General features: G+C 30.9%; 14 protein-coding genes and 13 tRNA genes. 5 read left to right on the plus strand and 22 right to left on the minus strand.

Annotation, left to right across the window (positions count from 1 at the left end; translation table 11 throughout):
• Positions 1–539: 539 nt before the first annotated feature.
• From lonB to B3040_RS15675, 5 genes are all read right to left on the minus strand, one after another.
• Positions 540–2,231 carry an ATP-dependent protease LonB gene (gene lonB / locus B3040_RS15655; protein ID WP_291575193.1) on the minus strand — a complete coding sequence of 564 codons (1,692 nt, stop codon included), beginning with the start codon at positions 2,229–2,231 and terminating at the stop codon, positions 540–542.
• A 237-nt stretch (positions 2,232–2,468) separates the two neighbouring features.
• Positions 2,469–3,761, minus strand: a complete 1,293-nt coding sequence (gene clpX / locus B3040_RS15660) for an ATP-dependent Clp protease ATP-binding subunit ClpX (RefSeq protein ID WP_291575195.1) — start codon at positions 3,759–3,761, stop codon at positions 2,469–2,471.
• A gap of 18 nt (positions 3,762–3,779) precedes the next feature.
• Positions 3,780–4,364, minus strand: a complete 585-nt coding sequence (gene clpP / locus B3040_RS15665) for an ATP-dependent Clp endopeptidase proteolytic subunit ClpP (RefSeq protein WP_291575197.1) — start codon at positions 4,362–4,364, stop codon at positions 3,780–3,782.
• A gap of 137 nt (positions 4,365–4,501) precedes the next feature.
• Positions 4,502–5,794: a trigger factor gene (gene tig / locus B3040_RS15670; RefSeq protein WP_291575199.1), complete on the minus strand. Its 1,293-nt coding sequence runs from the start codon at positions 5,792–5,794 to the stop codon at positions 4,502–4,504.
• Between the two features lie 203 nt (positions 5,795–5,997).
• The gene (locus B3040_RS15675) at positions 5,998–6,807 is read right to left on the minus strand and encodes a hypothetical protein (protein ID WP_291575201.1); all 810 of its coding nucleotides are present in this window, start codon (positions 6,805–6,807) and stop codon (positions 5,998–6,000) included.
• A gap of 672 nt (positions 6,808–7,479) precedes the next feature.
• Between B3040_RS15675 and pflB the strand changes: the two genes are divergently transcribed.
• The 4 genes from pflB to B3040_RS15695 all read left to right on the plus strand — a co-directional run bounded on the left by pflB (position 7,480) and on the right by B3040_RS15695 (position 12,595).
• The gene (gene pflB / locus B3040_RS15680) at positions 7,480–9,708 is read left to right on the plus strand and encodes a formate C-acetyltransferase (protein WP_291575208.1); all 2,229 of its coding nucleotides are present in this window, start codon (positions 7,480–7,482) and stop codon (positions 9,706–9,708) included.
• Between the two features lie 199 nt (positions 9,709–9,907).
• Complete coding sequence (pflA, locus tag B3040_RS15685; RefSeq protein ID WP_291575210.1) at positions 9,908–10,657, plus strand: pyruvate formate-lyase-activating protein; 750 nt, start codon at positions 9,908–9,910, stop codon at positions 10,655–10,657.
• 266 nt (positions 10,658–10,923) lie between these two features.
• Complete coding sequence (locus B3040_RS15690) at positions 10,924–11,373, plus strand: YbjN domain-containing protein (RefSeq protein WP_017416726.1); 450 nt, start codon at positions 10,924–10,926, stop codon at positions 11,371–11,373.
• Positions 11,374–11,509: 136 nt separating this feature from the next.
• A complete protein-coding gene (locus tag B3040_RS15695; protein WP_291575213.1) occupies positions 11,510–12,595 on the plus strand; it encodes an AI-2E family transporter in 1,086 nt (361 codons plus the stop codon).
• Between the two features lie 239 nt (positions 12,596–12,834).
• Here the strand turns inward: B3040_RS15695 and B3040_RS15700 are convergent.
• The 16 genes from B3040_RS15700 to B3040_RS15775 form a co-directional block, all read right to left on the minus strand.
• Positions 12,835–12,911: transfer RNA gene (locus B3040_RS15700), tRNA-Arg, on the minus strand.
• A 107-nt stretch (positions 12,912–13,018) separates the two neighbouring features.
• Positions 13,019–13,092, minus strand: a tRNA-Gly gene (locus B3040_RS15705).
• Between the two features lie 14 nt (positions 13,093–13,106).
• Positions 13,107–13,182 (minus strand) — tRNA-Pro (locus B3040_RS15710).
• A 7-nt stretch (positions 13,183–13,189) separates the two neighbouring features.
• A tRNA-Arg gene (locus B3040_RS15715) sits at positions 13,190–13,266 on the minus strand.
• Between the two features lie 5 nt (positions 13,267–13,271).
• Positions 13,272–13,345: transfer RNA gene (locus B3040_RS15720), tRNA-Gly, on the minus strand.
• A gap of 3 nt (positions 13,346–13,348) precedes the next feature.
• Positions 13,349–13,423: transfer RNA gene (locus tag B3040_RS15725), tRNA-Gly, on the minus strand.
• A gap of 31 nt (positions 13,424–13,454) precedes the next feature.
• Positions 13,455–13,538: transfer RNA gene (locus B3040_RS15730), tRNA-Leu, on the minus strand.
• Positions 13,539–13,545: 7 nt separating this feature from the next.
• A tRNA-Lys gene (locus tag B3040_RS15735) sits at positions 13,546–13,621 on the minus strand.
• Between the two features lie 4 nt (positions 13,622–13,625).
• Positions 13,626–13,700 (minus strand) — tRNA-Gln (locus tag B3040_RS15740).
• Between the two features lie 5 nt (positions 13,701–13,705).
• Positions 13,706–13,781, minus strand: a tRNA-His gene (locus B3040_RS15745).
• Positions 13,782–13,785: 4 nt separating this feature from the next.
• Positions 13,786–13,862 (minus strand) — tRNA-Arg (locus tag B3040_RS15750).
• Between the two features lie 7 nt (positions 13,863–13,869).
• Positions 13,870–13,943 (minus strand) — tRNA-Gly (locus tag B3040_RS15755).
• Positions 13,944–13,956: 13 nt separating this feature from the next.
• Positions 13,957–14,032: transfer RNA gene (locus B3040_RS15760), tRNA-Pro, on the minus strand.
• Between the two features lie 543 nt (positions 14,033–14,575).
• Positions 14,576–15,049, minus strand: coding sequence for a metallophosphoesterase (locus tag B3040_RS15765; RefSeq protein ID WP_291575215.1), 474 nt, complete (start codon positions 15,047–15,049; stop codon positions 14,576–14,578).
• Positions 15,050–15,065: 16 nt separating this feature from the next.
• The gene (locus B3040_RS15770) at positions 15,066–15,662 is read right to left on the minus strand and encodes an XTP/dITP diphosphatase (protein ID WP_291575217.1); all 597 of its coding nucleotides are present in this window, start codon (positions 15,660–15,662) and stop codon (positions 15,066–15,068) included.
• Positions 15,663–15,783: 121 nt separating this feature from the next.
• Positions 15,784–16,758, minus strand: coding sequence for an AIR synthase family protein (locus B3040_RS15775; RefSeq protein ID WP_291575223.1), 975 nt, complete (start codon positions 16,756–16,758; stop codon positions 15,784–15,786).
• Positions 16,759–16,859: 101 nt separating this feature from the next.
• On the opposite strand from B3040_RS15775, the gene B3040_RS15780 reads away from it, so the two are divergent.
• Positions 16,860–18,239, plus strand: coding sequence for a hypothetical protein (locus B3040_RS15780; RefSeq protein WP_291575225.1), 1,380 nt, complete (start codon positions 16,860–16,862; stop codon positions 18,237–18,239).
• A gap of 418 nt (positions 18,240–18,657) precedes the next feature.
• On the opposite strand, the gene B3040_RS15785 is transcribed toward B3040_RS15780, so the two are convergent.
• Positions 18,658–20,226, minus strand: coding sequence for a peptide ABC transporter substrate-binding protein (locus B3040_RS15785; protein WP_291575227.1), 1,569 nt, complete (start codon positions 20,224–20,226; stop codon positions 18,658–18,660).
• Positions 20,227–20,387: the final 161 nt, after the last annotated feature.

Genomic DNA, 20,387 nt, shown 5'->3' on the forward strand with positions numbered 1-20,387 from the left:
CTATGCTAACTCAAAATCTTGCTATAAACATCTAATTATATCACAGTTAAATAATATATTATATATAGTATTAACAAATATACATGCTTTTTTCTTTAATTGTATTATATCCTAATTATGTGTTGCTATAAGACTTATATATTATACCTATAAAAGTAATTTTTTTCAATTAATATTGGATTAATTTGTTTTACCACTTAACCAAATGTTAGTTTTTATTATGTATATTAACTTATATAGATGAATGAAAATTCTACTAGTATAAACTCCTAATTGTATTATCTTTAATACAACAATCAATAGTTATTCTAATCATTAATCTACTATTCCTTTAAAATAAAATACATTACCTGACTTTCACTTAAGTTCTTCAGTTTTGCAATTTATTTAACACATTAATCAATACAAAAAAGGTTTAGTAAATTAGCTTCATTATTTACTAAACCCTATTTGTTATTGATTTCTTATTAATAAACACTATAAAATATGCTATAGCTTTTTATTTCTTTCTTTTCTGATATTTATTGTTCCATATTTTTTTACGCATCAAGAGAAGTGGCAGATAATATATCTAATTTTTTCTCAATATTTTCAACAGTTATATGGAAAACTTGTTCTGTAATAATTGCTTCTTCAATGACTTCTTTAATTGAGGACACAGGAATTACCTTGATTCCTTCTAGTTCTGAAAAACTTTCTTGCCAGTTATCTTTAGGAATAAGAACTTTAGTAGCTCCAGCTTTTTTTGCGGCTTGAACTTTAGCATTTACACCTCCTACCGGCTTAACAAGACCATGAATAGATATTTCCCCTGTCATAGCAATCTTATTATCTACATTTTTACCTGTGATAGCACTGTATACTGCTGTAGTAATAGCTATCCCTGCTGACGGTCCATCTACAGGTGTTCCACCAGGAAAGTTTATGTGTATATCAAAACTATTAGTATCTATATTGTAGAATTTCTCTAGAACAGTAATCATATTTTCAGTTGAACACTTTGCAGTGCTCTTTCTTTTCATCTTTCTATTGTTTCCACTTATCTCTTCCTCTTCAACAATCCCTGTTATTTTAACTATTCCTTCTTTAGTTTTGCATTTTATTGCACTTGCTTCAATTTCCATCATTGCTCCCATATTTGCACCATAAACTGCCAATCCATTTACATACCCAACTTGTGGTCTTTCATTAATTTTCTTATCAGGACGTGGAGAATATTGGCCATTTTCAATTACCCATTCAACATCACTTACACTTACTATATTTCTCTCCTCATTAATTGCAATACCAGAAGCAAGTTGTATCAAATTAACTGCATCTCTTCCATTGGTAGCATACCTACCAACAAGTTTTGCAGCTTTATCCTCTAGGGATAATCCAATCTTATTCATTGCTCTTCGAGCAATTGTTTCTATCTCCTCTGGTTGCAAACCTCTAAAAAATATTTCTACACATCTTGATCTAATTGCTGGTATAATTTCTTCAGGACTCCTTGTGGTTGCGCCAACAAGTCTAAAGTCTGCTGGCAATCCCTCATCAAATATTTCCTTTATATAAGATGGCATATTGGGATCCTCGGCATTATAATATGCGCTATCTAAAAAAACTTTCCTATCCTCTAATACTTTTAATAGTTTATTCATTTCAATAGGATGTAATTCTCCTATTTCATCAATAAACAACACACCTCCATGAGCTTTCGTAACTGCACCTGGTTTTGGCTGTGGTACACCTGCTACTCCTAAAGGTCCCGCTCCTTGATATATAGGGTCATGTACTGATCCGATAAGAGGATCTGCTATTCCACGTTCATCGAATCTAATAGTAGTAGCATCAATTTCTACAAACTTTGCCTGGGGTCCAAATGGTGATGTAAGTCTTTTTTTTGCATCTTCTAATACTAATCTTGCAGCCGCAGTTTTTCCAACCCCTGGAGGCCCATAAATGATTACATGTTGTGGATTTGGTCCACAAATTGCTGCTTGTAATGCCTTTATCCCTTTTTCTTGCCCTATTATATCTTCGAACTTTGAAGGTCTGCTTTTTTCAGTTAAGGGTTCCGAGAGGGCTATACTCTTTAATCTTCTTAAATTTTCTACTTCCTTGGCATTTTCCTTATTAATAACCACTTTGGAACTTTGTTGTCCTTTTAAGGCATTAAAGAAGTATAAGCCGATTACCACTGTAAAAAACAGTTGAATTAACATAATTATTACTGTTGCTGATCCCATATTTTTTTTAGTTTAATACCTTATTAAACTAACTTCCCTCCCTATATGTTATTTAAATTATTGATTATAATATTATTCTTTACATATAAGTGGATTTATATTCTAAATTATAGAAAATTTTGCTACAATTCATATCTCTTCCATTATATAATAAGAAAAGATTAGCTAGGTTTACTGCTAATCTTTTCTAAATAATAAAACCCCTATGCTAAATACATAAGGGTTTTTGACTACATATTATGCTGGCTCTGATCCTCTTTTAGTTCTACTTTTACTCTCGATTTTAAGAGGTTGCCTTTTTCCGCTTTCTGCCAAAACGTATTCTGGTTTTTTGCTTAGTAAAGTATCTTCATGAATTATGATTTTTTCAATCTCTTCTCTTGAAGGAACTTCAAACATAATATCCTTCATCATTTCTTCTATTATAGCTCTCAATCCTCTTGCTCCTGTATTTCTTTTCATAGCCTCTTTAGCGATGGCTTTCAAAGAATTATCATCAAAGTCCAGTTGAACATCATCCATTTCTAGAAGTTTCATATATTGCTTAATTAATGCGTTTTTCGGTTCTTTTAATATACTAACTAAAGCTTCTTCATCAAGCGCTTCTAGTGTAACAATTATTGGAAGTCTACCAACAAACTCTGGAATTAATCCAAACTTTAATAAATCTCCAGGCATTATTTGTTTTAATAGCGCTCCAATATCCTTATTTTCCTTGGACTGCACTTCTGCACCAAAACCAATTGAAGATTTCTGGGTTCTTCTTGTAATTATTTTTTCTAGGCCATCAAAAGCGCCTCCACAAACAAATAATATATTAGATGTATTAATTTGAATAAATTCTTGATGAGGATGTTTTCTTCCCCCCTGTGGTGGCACGGAAGCTACTGTTCCTTCTAGAATTTTTAATAGTGCTTGTTGAACACCTTCGCCTGATACATCTCTTGTTATTGATGGATTTTCCGATTTTCTCGCAATCTTATCAATCTCATCAATATATATTATACCCTTCTCAGCTCTTTCCACATCATAGTCAGAGTTTTGAATTAATTTTAAAAGTATATTTTCAACATCTTCTCCCACATATCCCGCTTCTGTTAATGTAGTGGCATCTGCTATAGCAAATGGTACATTAAGCATTTTCGCTAAAGTTTGTGCTAAAAGTGTTTTACCTGAACCTGTTGGTCCTAATAATAAGATATTACTTTTCTGCAATTCAACATCTCCATCATTTATAGGTGAGTTAATCCTTTTATAATGATTGTAAACTGCAACTGCTAGGGACTTTTTCGCATCATTCTGACCTACTACATATTGATCCAGATATTTTTTAATTTCCTCTGGCTTTGGTAGTGCATCCATGTCAATTTGTACATCACCTTCACGCTCATCAATTATAATTTCAGAGCAAAGTTCTATACATTCGTCACAAATGTATACTCCAGGTCCTGCAATAAGTCTTCTTACTTGTTCCTCACTCTTACCACAAAAGGAACACTTAAACTTTTTCTTTTCATCATTTCTTGGCATGCCGACACCCCTTTAAAGCTATTTCTTCTTATCAATTACCTCGTCAATTAACCCATAATCCTTAGCTTCTTCTGCTGACATAAAATAATCTCTTTCTACATCATTACTAATTTTTTCGATTGGTTGACCTGTTTTTTCACTTAAAATTCTATTAAGTGTTTCTTTTGTTTTTAAAATTCTTTTTGCGTGTATGTCTATATCAGTTGCCTGGCCTTTAAATCCTCCTAATGGTTGATGAATCATTATTTCGCTGTTAGGTAATGCAAATCTTTTCCCCTTTGCACCTGCAGTTAATAAAAAAGCCCCCATCGATGCTGCCATACCTATACAAATAGTGGATACATCTGGTTTGATGTAGTTCATTGTATCATATATAGCCATTCCTGAAGTTATTGAGCCACCAGGGCTATTTATATATAAGTAAATATCTTTATCTGGATCTTCAGATTCTAAGAATAGAAGTTGTGCTACTACTAAACTAGCTGTTGTATCATTAACTTCATCTCCTAAAAAAATTATTCTTTCCTTTAAAAGTCTAGAATAAATATCATAAGATCTTTCACCTTTTCCAGTTTGCTCTACTACCATTGGAACTAAACTCATAAAATACCCTCCTTATTGCAATAAAATTTAAGCTACACTTAAATTTTATCCTTATTACATATTTTTAACCTATTTATTTAAAATTAATTGCCAGCATATACTGGCAATTAATTAGTTATTTATATCTCTACGAAATATTATAAGGATTTACTGTTTTCTAATATTAGTCCTTTTACTTTTTCATTGATTATTTCAACTTCTAAGTAATCTTTTTGAACTTGAGCTAAACGTTCAGCTGTTTTTTCCATTTCTTCTCCACCATAATATGCTGCAGCAATTTCTTTTGCTTTATTATTAATTTCTTCTTGAGAAACAGATACATTTTCAGCTTGTGCAATCTTTCCAATTACTAAATCAGTTTTCACTTTATTAGCCGCTACTTCTTGCATTTGATCTCTGAATTTTTCTTCTGTTGTGTTTGTAAATTTATAGTATGTTTCAAGATCTAATCCTTGATACTTTAATCTCGTCTCTAAATCTTGAACCATTCCATCAAGTTCTCTATTAATCATTGCTTGTGGAATATCTACTTTTGCATCCGCAACAACTTTTTCAATAACAGCATTTTCAAATTCTGTTTTTGCTTTTAATTCATTAGCTGATTCTATTTTTTCTCTAATGTCATTTCTTAATTCTTCTAAAGTTTCAAATTCTGAAACTTCACTTGCAAATGCATCATCGATAGCTGGTAATTCTTTTTTCTTGATTGCTTTTATAGCAACTTCAAATTTTGCTGGTTTACCATTTAATTCTTCTCTTCCATATTGCTCTGGGAATTTTACATTCACATCTTTAGTTTCTCCAGCTTTTAAGCCAACTAATTGCTCTTCGAAGTTATCTATAAAAGTACCAGAACCTATTTCTAATTCATAATCCTGTCCTTCTCCACCTTCAAAAGCAACATCATCAACGAAGCCCTTAAAATCTATTACAGCTATATCACCTTGCTCAACCTTACCATCTTCTTTTGCTTCTACTCTAGCATTTTGCGTTTGTAATTCTTTTAATCTGTTTTCAACATCCTCTTCTGATACTGTATATGTTTCTTTCTTTACTTCTATACCTTTATATTCACCTAGTTCTACTTCTGGCATAACTGGTACAGTAGCTGTATAAACAAAGTCTTTTCCTTCTCCAATTTCAACTACATCTATTGAAGGATAATCCACTGGATTTATATTATTTTCTACTAAAATCTGAGGATATGTAGTCTCATATATAAAGTTTATTGCATCTTCATACAATGCTCCTTCTCCATAAAACTTTTTAACTATGTGCATTGGAGCTTTTCCTTTTCTAAAGCCTGGTATGTTAAATCTATTAGCATTTTTAGCATAAGATTTCTTTAAAGCCTCATTAAATTTTTCTGCTTCTACTGTTACTTCAAATTTTACAACGTTTTTCTCTAATTTCTCCATTTTAACGTTCATTGTTTCTTCCTCCTAATAACTGACTATATATTCATTATAACATTATAACATAAATTGCATAAATTACATAGTATTGGTTCTACATATTTTAATTATTAGATATAATACTAGCTAATTTTGAAATTTATATTTGTATAGAAATACACTTAATAAATTATACAATAAGTTTATCCATATTTACAAGTTTTTTTCATAGATTATAATTACATGGTTATATTACCATGTATATCAACGTACATAGTTTTATTATCAATATTTAATGTAAGACCTTTAGATGTTATGTCACCAAACTGAATATTGCTTCCTTTAATCTTGGAATAGCTCTTATGCTGTGTTGTTGTTGTATCAATAATCCACAAATACTTTGTTCCACTATTATTAATCCAAGGCAAGTTGCTAACATATGCAATATGTGTGTCATCTATAAATGTAGGATTCTCTAACCAAATATAGCTTGGGAATCTCGTTAGTACTGTTTCCTTTTTAAAAATTTCCTTTTTAGTTGAAACATATTCCTCTTTGGTAATATTAGATATATTCTTATTTAAGTCCGCAATATATAAGTCCTGTGTCTTACTATCTGAAATTACTACCTTTTCTTTTGAAGGAGATATATTGTAACTAATTTTCCCATTACCAGTAACTGCCTTTATCTCTTTCTTATCACCATTTACTTTATACACTATATTTACACTTTCATTTGATTTTAAGTTTAAGACGAATTGTTCCTCAGCTAAAATTGGTTTTGTTTCAGCTTCCGTACTTGGAGCTACTTCATTTTCTTTTCCCTGTTCATTTGATTTGTTTGGATCTTCTACTGTTTTTTTATTTTCTTTTGAAAACACAGATATAATAGAAGTTTTGATATTTGAGGTAATCCCCTTAAAACTACTACTAAAAATTACAACTAAGAATATTATTATTATAACAGATATTGCTGTTGCATATCTAATCCTTCTTTTTCTTAATTGGTTACGATAATTTCTGCTAAACATACTAGGTTTTCTACCCACAAGAAATCCCTCCATTAAATTCATATTATACTTTCCCTTATGACTTTAAGAGTTTTAACTCATCAACATACCCTTAATATAGTAACATTTATAATATATGTAATCAAATTTATTATACCTCAAATTTATTAATATTAGTATTTTTTTAATGAATTACTTTCAAAAATAAACTTTACCCACTGTTTCACCTTTAATTTACCTTATATTAATTTTATTTATTCAATTTTATCCTTTTAATATTGCTGTATCAAAATTTAGTTATGCTGTTCTATTATGAACTAAATTCAATTTAATATTTTTTACTAATATCTTCATATATATATTTTTAAATAACACCTTCACATTTTATTTCTAAACAGACTGATGTTTCTAGCTTAATTTAAATTTATATTTGTTTCCATCTCATTTTATAATTGGCATTCATTTTAAAATTTTCTGAATATATTATTCTTGTAAAAAATACTTGAAAGAAATCTGTTTCAGTTATACAATTATAACAGACAGATAATTATTAAGCTAAAATACTTTATTTTGTATTTTATACTATATTAACTGTTATATTTAACAAGTAAACTGTTATATAAAACCCTTTACTTGTTTACATAAATAGGTTATAATAATAATTATTAACAAGTAATTATTATTAAATCACATTGCATAGGAGGAACACAAATGTTTAAACAATGGGAAGGCTTCAAAGGCGAACTTTGGCAAGAACAAATTGACGTAAGAGAATTTATTCAAAAGAACTACAGCTTATATGAGGGAGATGATAGTTTCCTTGTTGGTAAGTCAGAAAAAACTGCTAAAGTATGGGATAAAGCTCATGCTCTAATATTAGAAGAAATAAAAAAAGGAATTATAGATGTTGAGGTTAATGAAGTTTCAGGCATTAACAATTATGCAGCTGGATATATTGACAAAGACAACGAGGTAATTGTTGGACTTCAAACAGATGCTCCATTAAAAAGAATCGTTAATCCATTTGGTGGATATAGAATGGTTCAAAACTCACTTGAATCTTATGGATATCAAATAAATCCTGAAATAGATAAGTATTTCAGTAAATATAGAAAAACTCACAACCAAGGAGTATTCGATGCTTATACAGCTGATATGAAAGCTGCAAGAAGCGCAGGATTAATTACTGGCCTTCCAGATGCTTATGGAAGAGGAAGAATCATAGGTGACTATAGAAGATTAGCTCTATATGGTATTGATTTCTTAGTAGAAATGAAAAAGCAAGATGCTAAAAACTTAACAGGTCATACAACTGATGAAATGATAAGATTAAGAGAAGAACTATCTGAGCAAATAAGAGCATTACAAGAAATTAAAGCTATGGCTGCATCTTATGGTGTTGATATTTCTAACCCTGCAACTACTGCTAGAGAAGCAGTTCAGTTCTTATATTTCGGTTACTTAGCAGCTATAAAAGAAAATAACGGTGCTGCAATGTCACTTGGAAGAGTTACTACTTTCTTAGATATATTCATTGAAAGAGATCTTCAAAATGGTGTTATTACTGAAGAAGAAGCTCAAGAAATGGTTGATCAATTTGTAATTAAATTAAGACTTGCAAGACATTTAAGAACTCCAGAATACAATGATTTATTTGCTGGAGATCCTAACTGGATTACTGAGTGCTTAGGTGGAGTTAGTGTAAATGGTAAACCACTTGTAACTAAGACTTCATTCAGATTCTTACACACTCTAATTAACTTAAACCCAGCACCAGAACCAAATATGACAGTTCTTTGGTCAGAAAAATTACCAGAAAACTTCAAGAAGTACTGTGCTAAAATGTCTATTTTAACAGACTCAATTCAATATGAGAATGATGATGTTATGAGACCTGTTTACGGGGATGATTATGGTATAGCTTGCTGTGTATCTGCTATGGAACTTGGTAAGAGAATGCAGTTCTTCGGAGCTAGAGCTAACCTTGCTAAATCATTACTTTATGCTATCAACGGTGGCGTAGATGAAAAAACTTTCAAAAAAGTTTGTAACGTAGTATCTCCAATAACAGATGAAGTTCTTGATTACAAAACAGTTAAGGCTAACTATTGGAAAGTACTTGAATATGTAGCTGAATTATACGCTAACACAATGAACACAATTCACTATATGCATGATAAATACGCTTATGAAGCAGGTCAAATGGCATTACATGATACAAAGATCAAAAGATTTATGGCATTCGGAGCCGCTGGTTTATCAGTTGTAGCTGACTCTTTAAGTGCTATTAAATACGCAAAAGTTACTCCAATTAGAAATGAACAAGGAATTGCTATAGACTTCAAAATTGAAGGCGAATTCCCTAAGTATGGTAACGATGATGATAAAGTAGATGACATTGCTGTTGAAGTTGTTAAGAAATTCTCTGATGAGCTTAAGAAACATCCATTATATAGAGATGCTGAGCATTCATTATCAATATTAACAATCACTTCTAACGTTGTATACGGTAAGAAAACTGGTTCTACTCCAGATGGAAGAAAAGATGGAGAACCATTTGCACCAGGTGCTAACCCAATGCATGGAAGAGATGAAAACGGAGCATTAGCATCACTTAACTCAGTTGCTAAAATTCCATACAGAAACTACTGCCAAGATGGAGTTTCTAATACATTCACAATTGTTCCAGATGCTCTTGGAAAAGATGAAGATACAAGAATAAACAATTTAGTATCAATAATGGATGGATATTTCGGACAAAGCGCTTTCCACTTAAATGTTAACGTACTTAACAGAGCAATGCTTTTAGATGCTGTAGAGCACCCAGAAAATTATCCTACTTTAACTATAAGAGTTTCAGGTTATGCTGTTAACTTTAACAGATTAACTAAAGCTCAACAAATGGAAGTTATAAGCAGAACTTTCCATGAAACTATGTAGTTTAAATTAATTATTGTAAATATAATATATAAATTTAGGATGAATTGTCCTAAGTGTACAGTGCGAAGTACCTGTTTTAATACAGGTGCTTCTGCTGTATTAAAAATTTCATTTCATACTAAAGTAAAAATATAGTTTTTATTTCAGTATGAAATGAACCATGGACTCAAGTATTCCTATAAATAAGGAGGAATAAATTATGATTAAAGGAAGAATACATTCAATAGAAAGCATGGGACTTGTAGATGGTCCTGGTATTAGAACTGTAGTGTTTATTCAAGGTTGCAAATTAAGATGTGCATATTGCCATAATCCTGATACTTGGAATTTAAATAGTGGTATTGAAGTTACTCCTGAGGAAGTAATGAAAAAAATCCTCAGATTTAAACCATATTTCTCCCGTTCTGGTGGCGGAGTTACCTTTTCTGGTGGAGATCCTTTAGTTCAGCCAGCGTTTCTATTAGAAATGCTTAAATTATGCAAGGCTAATGGAATTCACACTGCAATTGATACTGCTGGATATGGTGATGGCAACTATGATGAGATATTAAAATATACCGACCTAGTACTACTTGATATTAAGCATATAAACAGCGATGGCTATGTAGTTCTAACTGGAAGAGACACAAAAGATGTAAATACATTTCTTGAAGCCCTACGCCGCTCTAAAACTAGAGTTTGGGTTAGACATGTAGTGGTACCTGGGTATACAGATACAGAAGATCATATGAAAAAGATTGCAGAAATAATTACAAATGAAGTTCCAAATGTAGATAAAATTGAGCTCCTTCCCTATCATGTGTTAGGCGTAAATAAATATGAAAAGCTAGGAATTAGCTACAGATTAGACGGAGTTGAACCAATGAATAAAGAAAAGGTAAAACAACTTCAAGATTATTTAGTATCTCTAGTTAACTCAGATTCTAAAACAAACACTAAAATATCTTAACAATAATATACTCTAAATAATAAAGCCATGACTCAAAGAGATTCATGGCTTTAACCATTTTTTTCCACATTATCCACAATTTTATCCACATTTTGGTAATAACTTTCCTTATATATAATATACTAGTCCACTATGACATTTATTCTTGGTGTTACTATTTTTTTGTTTACTTATATTTTTTTTTGTGAGATAATATGAATAAATAATATTTAAATATTTTGAAAATATTTAATAACTTTATACTTTCTAAGGGGGACTTTGTAATAATGAGAAACAACGCTTTAGCTTTTGAAAAATACATAGGTGAACATGAAATTCATATGAACAAAGGTATGAATGTAGAAGATTTTACTATTTTTACTTTTCCTGAAAAAGTAGTTATTGACGGTGTAGAGAGACCCGTATTAGGCGGTGGTGCTGAAAGAAGAGCTGTAATAGCCCTAAGAGATGATGACACTTTAGCAGATATATTCTGTTTTCATATCGCTACTGTTCCAAATGATGAAAGCAAAAAAACTTTATTATATAAGCTATTCAACGAATTGAATTCAACTTACAAATATATCAGTTTTTATGAAGATCAAAATGTTGTTAGTTCAAAAATATGTATACCGTTTAATAATAACTTTGATGCAGAATTAGTTTTTGAAATGCTAGCAGTAATTTTTCAAGCTGCAGAACAAGAATATCCAAGAATTATGGCACGTATAAAGTAATTTTTAGCTCATATTTGTATATGAGCTTTTATTTTTGGTTATATTTACTATTTTCTTCACTTTTACTTTGATTTAGTATAGGATTATAGGTTATACTTATAGTATTATAAACTTTATTGTACAAGGAGGTATTTAATTGTTTAAGAATGATAAATTAATTCCCGGATTAATTATTATAAATTTGTGTTTACTAATTATTTTCTTAATTAGTAAAATGCCCTTTATCTTTACACCCTTTCGAACTATTATAAGTGCAATGTTTATTCCAATGGTGTTAGCTATCTTTCTTTACTATATGGTAAGACCAGTCAAAAGACAACTTGAAAAATTCAAAATATCTAGTGTATGGTCTACTGCCATATCTATCCTTTTAATTATAGGATTGCTGATTTATATAATTACCTATTCATCTTCAATCATAGCATCTGAGGGACAAAGTTTAGTTAACACCTTAACAAGCTCTGTACAAAGCATTAACAATAAATATAGCTACATATACCCTCAATTAAACGAGTATTTTAATATTAATGATGCTATACAAAGAGCTATAAATTTTATTTCTAACTCTTTTGCTGACATTAGTAAAAATGTATTTGCTGTAGCAAGTTCTATAGGTAACTTTTTTACACAAGCCATATTAATTCCTATTATAATGTTTTATATATTAAAGGATGATAGAAGAATTTACGATACTTTTTCTTCTATGCTACCTTCTAAAATAAAGTCTTTTACCCTTAAAATACTACATGAAGTTGATACAGTTTTAAAACAGTATATTACTTCTCAGGTAATGGTAGCTTCTGTTATAGGGATCTTAATGTTTATAGGCTATATGATTATTAGAATGCCTAACGCACTTGTATTAGCGTTATTTTCCTTGATAACAGCTTTTATTCCCTTTTTAGGAGTAATACTAGGAATCCTACCTGCCTTGCTTATAGCCTTCAGTATGGGCTTTGGTATGATAGTTAAAATACTTATTCTAACCGTAATTGTTCAACAACTCGAAGGTAATGTTATAACTCCAAATATAACCGGTAACCAACTTCATATGCATCCACTTACAACAATTTTAGTAGTTACTGTTAGTGTCTATTTTGGTGGATTCTTAGCTGCCTTCCTCGCTGTTCCTATATATAATATTATAAAAATTATTATTAAAAATATATATGATTATTATTCTAGCAAGAATAATTCTACCATTGATATAGGAACTAAATAGCTAATAAAACTAAGGATTTTATGATAATCCTTAGTTTTATTTTTGCCTAAATAATGAATTAGTTAATTTTCTTCTAGAACTAACAAGCGGCTTTAACCTTAACAAAATAATGCTTATTAAGCCAAATAAAAAAGCTTATAATTATATATCAAAATATAATTATAAGCTTTTTACTCATATGTAATTTAAAGTTTATAGTATTATATAAATAACTCCTAAACTTTAATATTTATTCTTATTGGTGCACCCAACAGGGATCGAACCTGTCACCTTTGGATTCGAAGTCCAGCGCTCTATCCAGATGAGCTATGGGTGCATGACTATAAAAAAAAATTGCCGTAGCAATATGATATTTCTTTTTACATTAAAACTCATCTTAATTATTTCAAACAGAATTTATAATAAACCCCACAAAAAGTTAAATGGAGCGGGTGAAGGGAATCGAACCCTCGTAACTAGCTTGGAAGGCTAGCACTCTACCATTGAGTTACACCCGCATAATGTATATTTGTGGTCGGGGTGACAGGGATTGAACCTGCGACCTCATGGTCCCAAACCACGCGCGCTCCCATCTGCGCTACACCCCGATACATTTGGTGCGTCTTAAGGGATTCGAACCCCTGGCCCACGCCTTAGAAGGGCGTTGCTCTATCCAGCTGAGCTAAAGACGCATTTTTGGAGCGGGTGAAGGGAATCGAACCCTCGTAACTAGCTTGGAAGGCTAGCACTCTACCATTGAGTTACACCCGCATATGGAGCGGAAGACGAGATTCGAACTCGCGACGTTCACCTTGGCAAGGTGACGCTCTACCACTGAGCCACTCCCGCATATATTTTAATGGCATTTTTTAAAGTAATATGGTGCAGATGAAGGGAGTCGAACCCCCACGCCGTAGGCGCTAGATCCTAAGTCTAGTGCGTCTGCCAATTCCGCCACATCTGCATATTACTGGTGGCTCACCGGGGGATCGAACCCCGGACACCATGATTAAAAGTCATGTGCTCTACCGACTGAGCTAGTGAACCATATTGGCTGGGATAGCAGGATTTGAACCTACGAATGCCAGAGTCAAAGTCTGGTGCCTTACCGCTTGGCGATATCCCATTATTTGGGGTGAACGATGGGATTCGAACCCACGACAACCAGAGCCACAATCTGGTGCTCTACCAACTGAACTACGTCCACCATTTGGTGCGTCTTAAGGGATTCGAACCCCTGGCCCACGCCTTAGAAGGGCGTTGCTCTATCCAGCTGAGCTAAAGACGCATTTTTTTGGAGCGGGTGAAGGGAATCGAACCCTCGTAACTAGCTTGGAAGGCTAGCACTCTACCATTGAGTTACACCCGCATAATATATTTTGTGGTCGGGGTGACAGGGATTGAACCTGCGACCTCATGGTCCCAAACCACGCGCGCTCCCATCTGCGCTACACCCCGAAATTTGCTTTCCTTATCGTCGTTGTTTCTTAATTAGTAACCCCAGCGACAATAGTTATTCTACAACAATATATTTCATTAGTCAACACTTTTTAGCAACTTTTTTTCATAAAATTTTCTTTTGAAATCATCACAGGTTATTAGCCCTTGATTTTCCTAGCTTTCCACTACATAGTTTTTTATGTATTTTTTTCATTTTAATCTACTCATGTTGTAAATTAAAAAACTTATACCATCTTCATATCATTTAATTATAGATTTTTATTTTTGTCTCTTAATTATAAATAGTATTTTTTACATTATTTTTATATGCTTTTCTTCATGAACTTCAAAGATAACGTTATTTATTTTTTTCCAATACCACTACTAAATCTAAGGTATCAACTTCTTCTTTCAAATTGTCAACAACTATAAACCACCATAAATTTTAGAATTAAATTCCCTCCAAAATCCTCATCTTTGACATTTTATATTCAAAATAAACGAATACAAAACATTAAAAGCATTTAATTCCTTTAATGTTTTGTATTCGTCCCTTTAAATTTATATATGAATTAATCTTGGAATTATAGTTCTATTATTTATTTCAATAATTGCCACAGATGGTTTAGAGCCATCTCTTGGCTCACTTATACTTCCAGGGTTTATAAAGTATATATCTTCTTCCATATCTATCTTGCCAACATGGGTATGTCCATATAAAACTATTTTACTATCTGTTTCAAGTGCCTTAAATCTAAGTTTAAATATATTAAAATTAACTCCATAGTTATGTCCATGGGTTAGAAATATATTTACACCTTCTATTTTTTGTACTATTTCTAATATGCCTTCGTCCTTACTATCACAATTTCCTCTAATTGTAATCACAGGTATATTTAAATTTTCTTTTATGATTTTACAATCCCTTGCATAATCTCCTAAATGATATATAATATCACATTGACCCAGAGCTTTTATGGCTCTTCCCAATGAAAACTTATTTCCATGTGAATCACTTAAAACTCCTATTTTCATCTATTTCACCAACTTATTAAATATACTTACTCAATTCATCTTTTAGCATGTCAAGAGCGCGCCCTCTATGACTCATAGAGTTCTTTACCTCAGCTGGTACATCTGCAAAGGTTTCTTTTAGTTCAGGCACATAAAATAGTGGATCATATCCAAAAGCCTCCTTCTCTCTATATTCTTCAACTATATAACCTTCAACTTCTCCTTGAACCTTAACAACTGTAATATCATTTACTATCAGTACCATAGCACAAACAAACTTTGCTTTTCTTTCATTAAATGGTACTCCTTGAAGCTCTTTTATAAGCTTTTTATTATTTTCCTTGTCATTGCCGTGTCCACCACTATATCTCGCTGAATATATTCCTGGGAGGCCTCCTAAAGCTTCTACTGACAATCCAGAATCATCAGCCAAAACCATATCCCCATTAGCTACTGAAAATATTTCTCTCGCCTTAATTTCAGCATTTTCTATGAAAGTCTTACCAGTTTCATCTACGTCTATATCTATGCCGGCCTCCTTTAATCCAATCACCTCTAAACTAAACCCTTTTAGCATTTCCTTTATTTCATCTATTTTATGATTATTATTGCTTGCAACAATTAATTTTTTCATATTGTTCCTCCTTATGTATTATATTTTTTAGAATTATTTGTACTTAATACTTAGTTATTGATTACTACTATATAAATACTGCTACTTATCTTGACCGATTATAATTATTACCAGTTTAAAATTATATATTAAATAATTCGTCTGCTTCTGGCGGCTCTACTCCAATCTCCATGTTATTCTTTACTAACATTCCTTTAGATTTAGTAATTTTCCCAATAATAGTTCCATTGATTCCACCCTTTTTAAGTTCTTTAATTAGTTCATCTCCATTCTTACATGTTATTATCATACTTCCTGAAGATATAAATTTTAGTGGATCGATGCTAAACTTATTACAAAGCTTTTCTGTAATTTTTGTTATAGGCATTTTTTCTTCATAAACCTTAAAGCCAACATTACTTGCCTTTGCCAATTCCCATAAAGCACCCAAAAGTCCCCCCTCTGTAATATCATGCATAGAGTTTACCCCTACTTGTCCTGCTATAACACCCTCTTTTACCACACTTATACTATTAACATATTGCTGAGCTTCAATATACTCCTCATCTGATAATATTTCCTTACACTTATCTGCAAAATCATTTACTAATATTGTAGTTCCTTCAATACAAAGATGCTTTGTAACAACTATATCATCCCCTACCTTTGCTCCTGCAGTTGATATAGCTGAATTCTTTAAACCTTTTCCCATAGCTGTGCAAGAAACAATTATCTTGTTCACAGCTTCTGTTACTTCTGTATGGCCACCAATTACTTGAACATTTAATCTTAAAGCTTCCTCATGTATTTCTTCCATAACTTTATGTAATTCTTCTATAGTTGCTGTAGGTGGTGCAAGTATTGTTACTAATAATCCTACTGGCTCTACCCCACAGGATGCTATATCATTACAATTTATATGCACTGCAATCCTGCCTATATTTTCTGTTGCTCCTGTTACTGGATCAGTTGATATAACACATTCATAATCTCCATAATTAACTACAGCACAGTCTTCCCCAATTCCATTACTTATCCTAATGTCGTCTCTTCTCCCCCCCTTATGATTATCTATAACATATTTTAAATCATCCCAATTAAGTTTTCCCACTCTCATTTGAATTCTCCTTATATTTTTTTAAAGTTTTTGTGATTTTGGCACATTTTCAAGTTTCACATCATATTATTAAATATAATTAATATTTTGGTGGTGTTACGTTGAAATATATAGGACCTTTTTTAAGAATCAATGTATTAGACAATACAAACATAAAAAGTCAATTATTTTACTTATCTAAAGAATCAGTAAGACACATATCTCTACACTCAGGTTGTGGAATAGTATCTAAGAATGAAGAGTTAAAATCTAAATCTTTACCTAAAAATGATGATATCATAAATAGTACTATTTCTCCACTATTATGTGTTTACAGAAAAGCTGATGGAAAACTAGTGAATGAAAATAGTAAATTACACTGGAATCACCGTAAATTTAAGAAGGAAATAAATATCTCCTCAAATGCTTATATGACTTTATCACTTCTTCAGTTGGTAGAATACTACAGTAAATTCATAGATGTAGATGATAAGAAATATGCTTTAAAAAATTATCTACTTAATTTGGTTGGCGAACAACTTGAGTTCTATGCTGTTTATTGTAGAAATAACGAAGGTGTATTTATTGATAAGTATGATTCAACTGATCCAATGGCACAGGAATATAATTTAACTGATAAAGACTTAAAATTTAGTTTTTCAACTCAAGGACTTTTAATGGCTGCGTATTACAAATATTCACTTTATAAAGATTCGGATGAGAATCAATTTAAAAACTTCTCTTTAGATATATTAAATATGTTCAAGCAATTTAAAAATGAAATCTATAACATCCCTCATGATGAACTTGTAAAAGTTTGTTTTGCTTTTAATATTTTCTATAAATACTCTGACTTAGAAGATGCCAAAGCACTGCTGTTAGATTTTTCTGATTTAATGGCTGAAAATCTAAAGCACATTCCTTCATCAGTAATTAAAGATAAAATTGATGTGTCTTGTCTTGCTTATATTAACTGTATGATGGCCTACAACATTTCTCATATTTCTAAGTTTAAGGAAACTGCTAATAAAATTTATTTAAATTTAGAAAAGCTCTATCAAACTGATAAGGGTATATTTGTAAAAGATCTAGATGAGAAAGAAAATAAATTTAATTGCGATGAAATAATTCTTTATTTATATATGATGATGCTTCATAATGAATATGAAAGCAGTAAAGATAAAGAAGTGGATTATTCTAAAGTTCATAATATTTACAAAAATCAGGTGATTAATTCTGGCATAGTTTTAAGTTGGCCTGAAGTTCCTGACTTAGATAATGTAGAAAGATATAGAAACTTCACCTCTAAAGCAGAGGATCTTTTAAAAGATGAGTATTTTAGAATGCCATCAATGCCAAGCCCTGAAAGTAATGAATTAGCACCGATTTTTATAAAATACGTTACCTTAAATAAAAGAAAGGAAAGATATAAGCAGTATAAACATAGCTTTGATGCTTCTAAAAATATGTTTATCTTTTTCCTAATACTATTTCTTAATTAAAGAAAATATTGATATAGTTATCTTATCAAATCTTAAGTATTAGTATTTTTTCCTGTAAAGTACTTAAGTACTTATCTCATATGATTTAATAAAAACAACTGTGATACAAGTTAAGTTCACAGTTGTTTTATATTTAATACTACAATTTCTATTTTAGCAACCTAATTTAATTATTACTCTGCTAATTAGCTACGAAAGACTAGACATTATTCCTAATTTTCTAAGTCACGACACATAATCTACTTTTAGACTTCCCAAGGCTGAGTGAATTGTTTTAATATTTTTATTTTCCTGTTTAAAAGCATCAAAATAATTGAAAGTTTATGAGTTGCAATTTATAAATCTCATAAATCAAAATACAGTATGCTAGTTAGTCATAATTTTCACGTATTATAGGTATTTAGTCTTACATATATGGTTAATTTATTTTTAAATATTCCAATTTTATATTTCCTGAAGGAGTAGCATATACCCCAGTAATATTTGGCTTAATGCATAGTATAGTATTTATATAGTATATAGGTACTGATGGCAAATCTTCTCTTAATATGTCTTCACACTGCCTATAAAAAATACTCCTTTGTTCTTCATTCCATTCATATTTTGCAGCTTTAACAGTTTCGTCATACTTAGGATTACTATACCTTATAAGGTTTTCTTTAGACTTACTACTCCAAATATCATAGTATAAATACATATCATCGAATATAGGGTTAAATTTACTAAGCTGTATGTCATACTGATTTTTCTGTATTACCTGTTCTAATTCATCCTGGCTATATCCTTTAATCGATATATGTATGCCTAAATCTTGAAGGATGTTTTTAGCCAAATCTTCTGCAATTCTTTTATTTAAACCATCCTCTTCATAAACTAAAATTATAGTTTCATTTCCTGTGATGTTAGTTTTCTTTAAATACTCTTCACTTTGATTTTTATTTGCAAAAGTATCAAAAAGCTTTTTATCTGCATTGCCTTTTGGTACATAAAGTGATGCTGGTATTGCAAAATTTTTAGCAATTTGTTGAGAGTAATATTCTTTTGAAAGTATTGAGTTTAGAGCATTTCTAAAATTAATATCACCTGGAAGTTTATTGCCTTTTATATTAAAGTTCAGATAGTACACACTGTTACTAGGAAAACTCTTTAATTTCCCTTCATTCTCTAACCTGAAATATTCATTTACTGGAATGTCAGCCACAATCTGAATATTTTCTTCCCCCGCCTCATTTAGCTCAAAATTCGCCAATGCTTTTTCCTTATCTTCAACAAATGTAAATTTAATTATTTCATTGGTAACTTCATTACTGCCATAATAATTTAGATTCTTAGCTATAATTATATGTTTTTTTTCATCTATCTTATCAACAATAAAAGGACCTGTATATCTTATTTTATTATAGCTCTCATCAAATCCATTCATTAAAACGTTGTAATCTCTTAATGAATAAACTGGTTGACTAAGGATTTTTATGAAATATGGACACCTATAATTGAGCCTAATAGAAAGTATCCTCTCATCCTTTGCTTTAATTGCTACCTCCTCAAATCCCACTTTTCTACTTTTAAAATCCTGTACACCAAAAATGCAATTTAGCTGCTCTGCATAAATATTGTTTTTATCCTCTATGAAACTTTTAAAAAAATTTACAAAGTCTTGCGCAACAATTTTATCTCCATTGCTATATTTTGCAGACTCTCTAATTTTGAAAGTATACTCTAATCCATCTTCTGAAACAGTATATTCTTCTGCTATTCCATTGATAATTTCACCATTAGCATCCTCAGTAACTAATCCTTGAAATAAGGCTACTAAAATATCTTTTTTTCTAACATCAAAGTTATCAGTCATAACTAGATTATTTGGCCTCTGCCCTAAATTGTACGAAATATAATTGGTGGTATTAATAGCTTTATTTTCATCTTCAATAGACACTGAGCAAATTAATATTCCTATTAAGAAAATTATATAAAACAACTTTTTCACAGTAGCACCTCATTTCTCCAAAACCCCTATTATTGTACTTTTAAAATTATTTACAATTTCACATTAATTAATCCAAAATTTCAGCGATTTTTTATTAATTTATTATTACATCAATTTGATTTTATGCTATAATGTGTGTAATTGATTAAATTTATCCTTCT

Source organism: Clostridium sp. UBA4548, from assembly GCF_002387895.1.
In the GTDB taxonomy this organism is placed as follows: domain Bacteria; phylum Bacillota; class Clostridia; order Clostridiales; family Clostridiaceae; genus Clostridium_J.

Excerpts from the sequence above, each read along its gene's own strand:
- pflA (WP_291575210.1), top strand. The coding sequence starts at position 9,908 with ATGATTAAAGGAAGAATACATTCAATAGAAAGCATGGGACTTGTAGAT.
- clpX (WP_291575195.1), bottom strand. The coding sequence starts at position 3,761 with ATGCCAAGAAATGATGAAAAGAAAAAGTTTAAGTGTTCCTTTTGTGGT.
- B3040_RS15775 (WP_291575223.1), bottom strand. The coding sequence starts at position 16,758 with ATGAGAGTGGGAAAACTTAATTGGGATGATTTAAAATATGTTATAGAT.
- B3040_RS15765 (WP_291575215.1), bottom strand. The coding sequence starts at position 15,049 with ATGAAAATAGGAGTTTTAAGTGATTCACATGGAAATAAGTTTTCATTG.
- clpP (WP_291575197.1), bottom strand. The coding sequence starts at position 4,364 with ATGAGTTTAGTTCCAATGGTAGTAGAGCAAACTGGAAAAGGTGAAAGA.
- tig (WP_291575199.1), bottom strand. The coding sequence starts at position 5,794 with ATGAACGTTAAAATGGAGAAATTAGAGAAAAACGTTGTAAAATTTGAA.
- pflB (WP_291575208.1), top strand. The coding sequence starts at position 7,480 with ATGTTTAAACAATGGGAAGGCTTCAAAGGCGAACTTTGGCAAGAACAA.
- lonB (WP_291575193.1), bottom strand. The coding sequence starts at position 2,231 with ATGGGATCAGCAACAGTAATAATTATGTTAATTCAACTGTTTTTTACA.
- B3040_RS15770 (WP_291575217.1), bottom strand. The coding sequence starts at position 15,662 with ATGAAAAAATTAATTGTTGCAAGCAATAATAATCATAAAATAGATGAA.
- B3040_RS15690 (WP_017416726.1), top strand. The coding sequence starts at position 10,924 with ATGAGAAACAACGCTTTAGCTTTTGAAAAATACATAGGTGAACATGAA.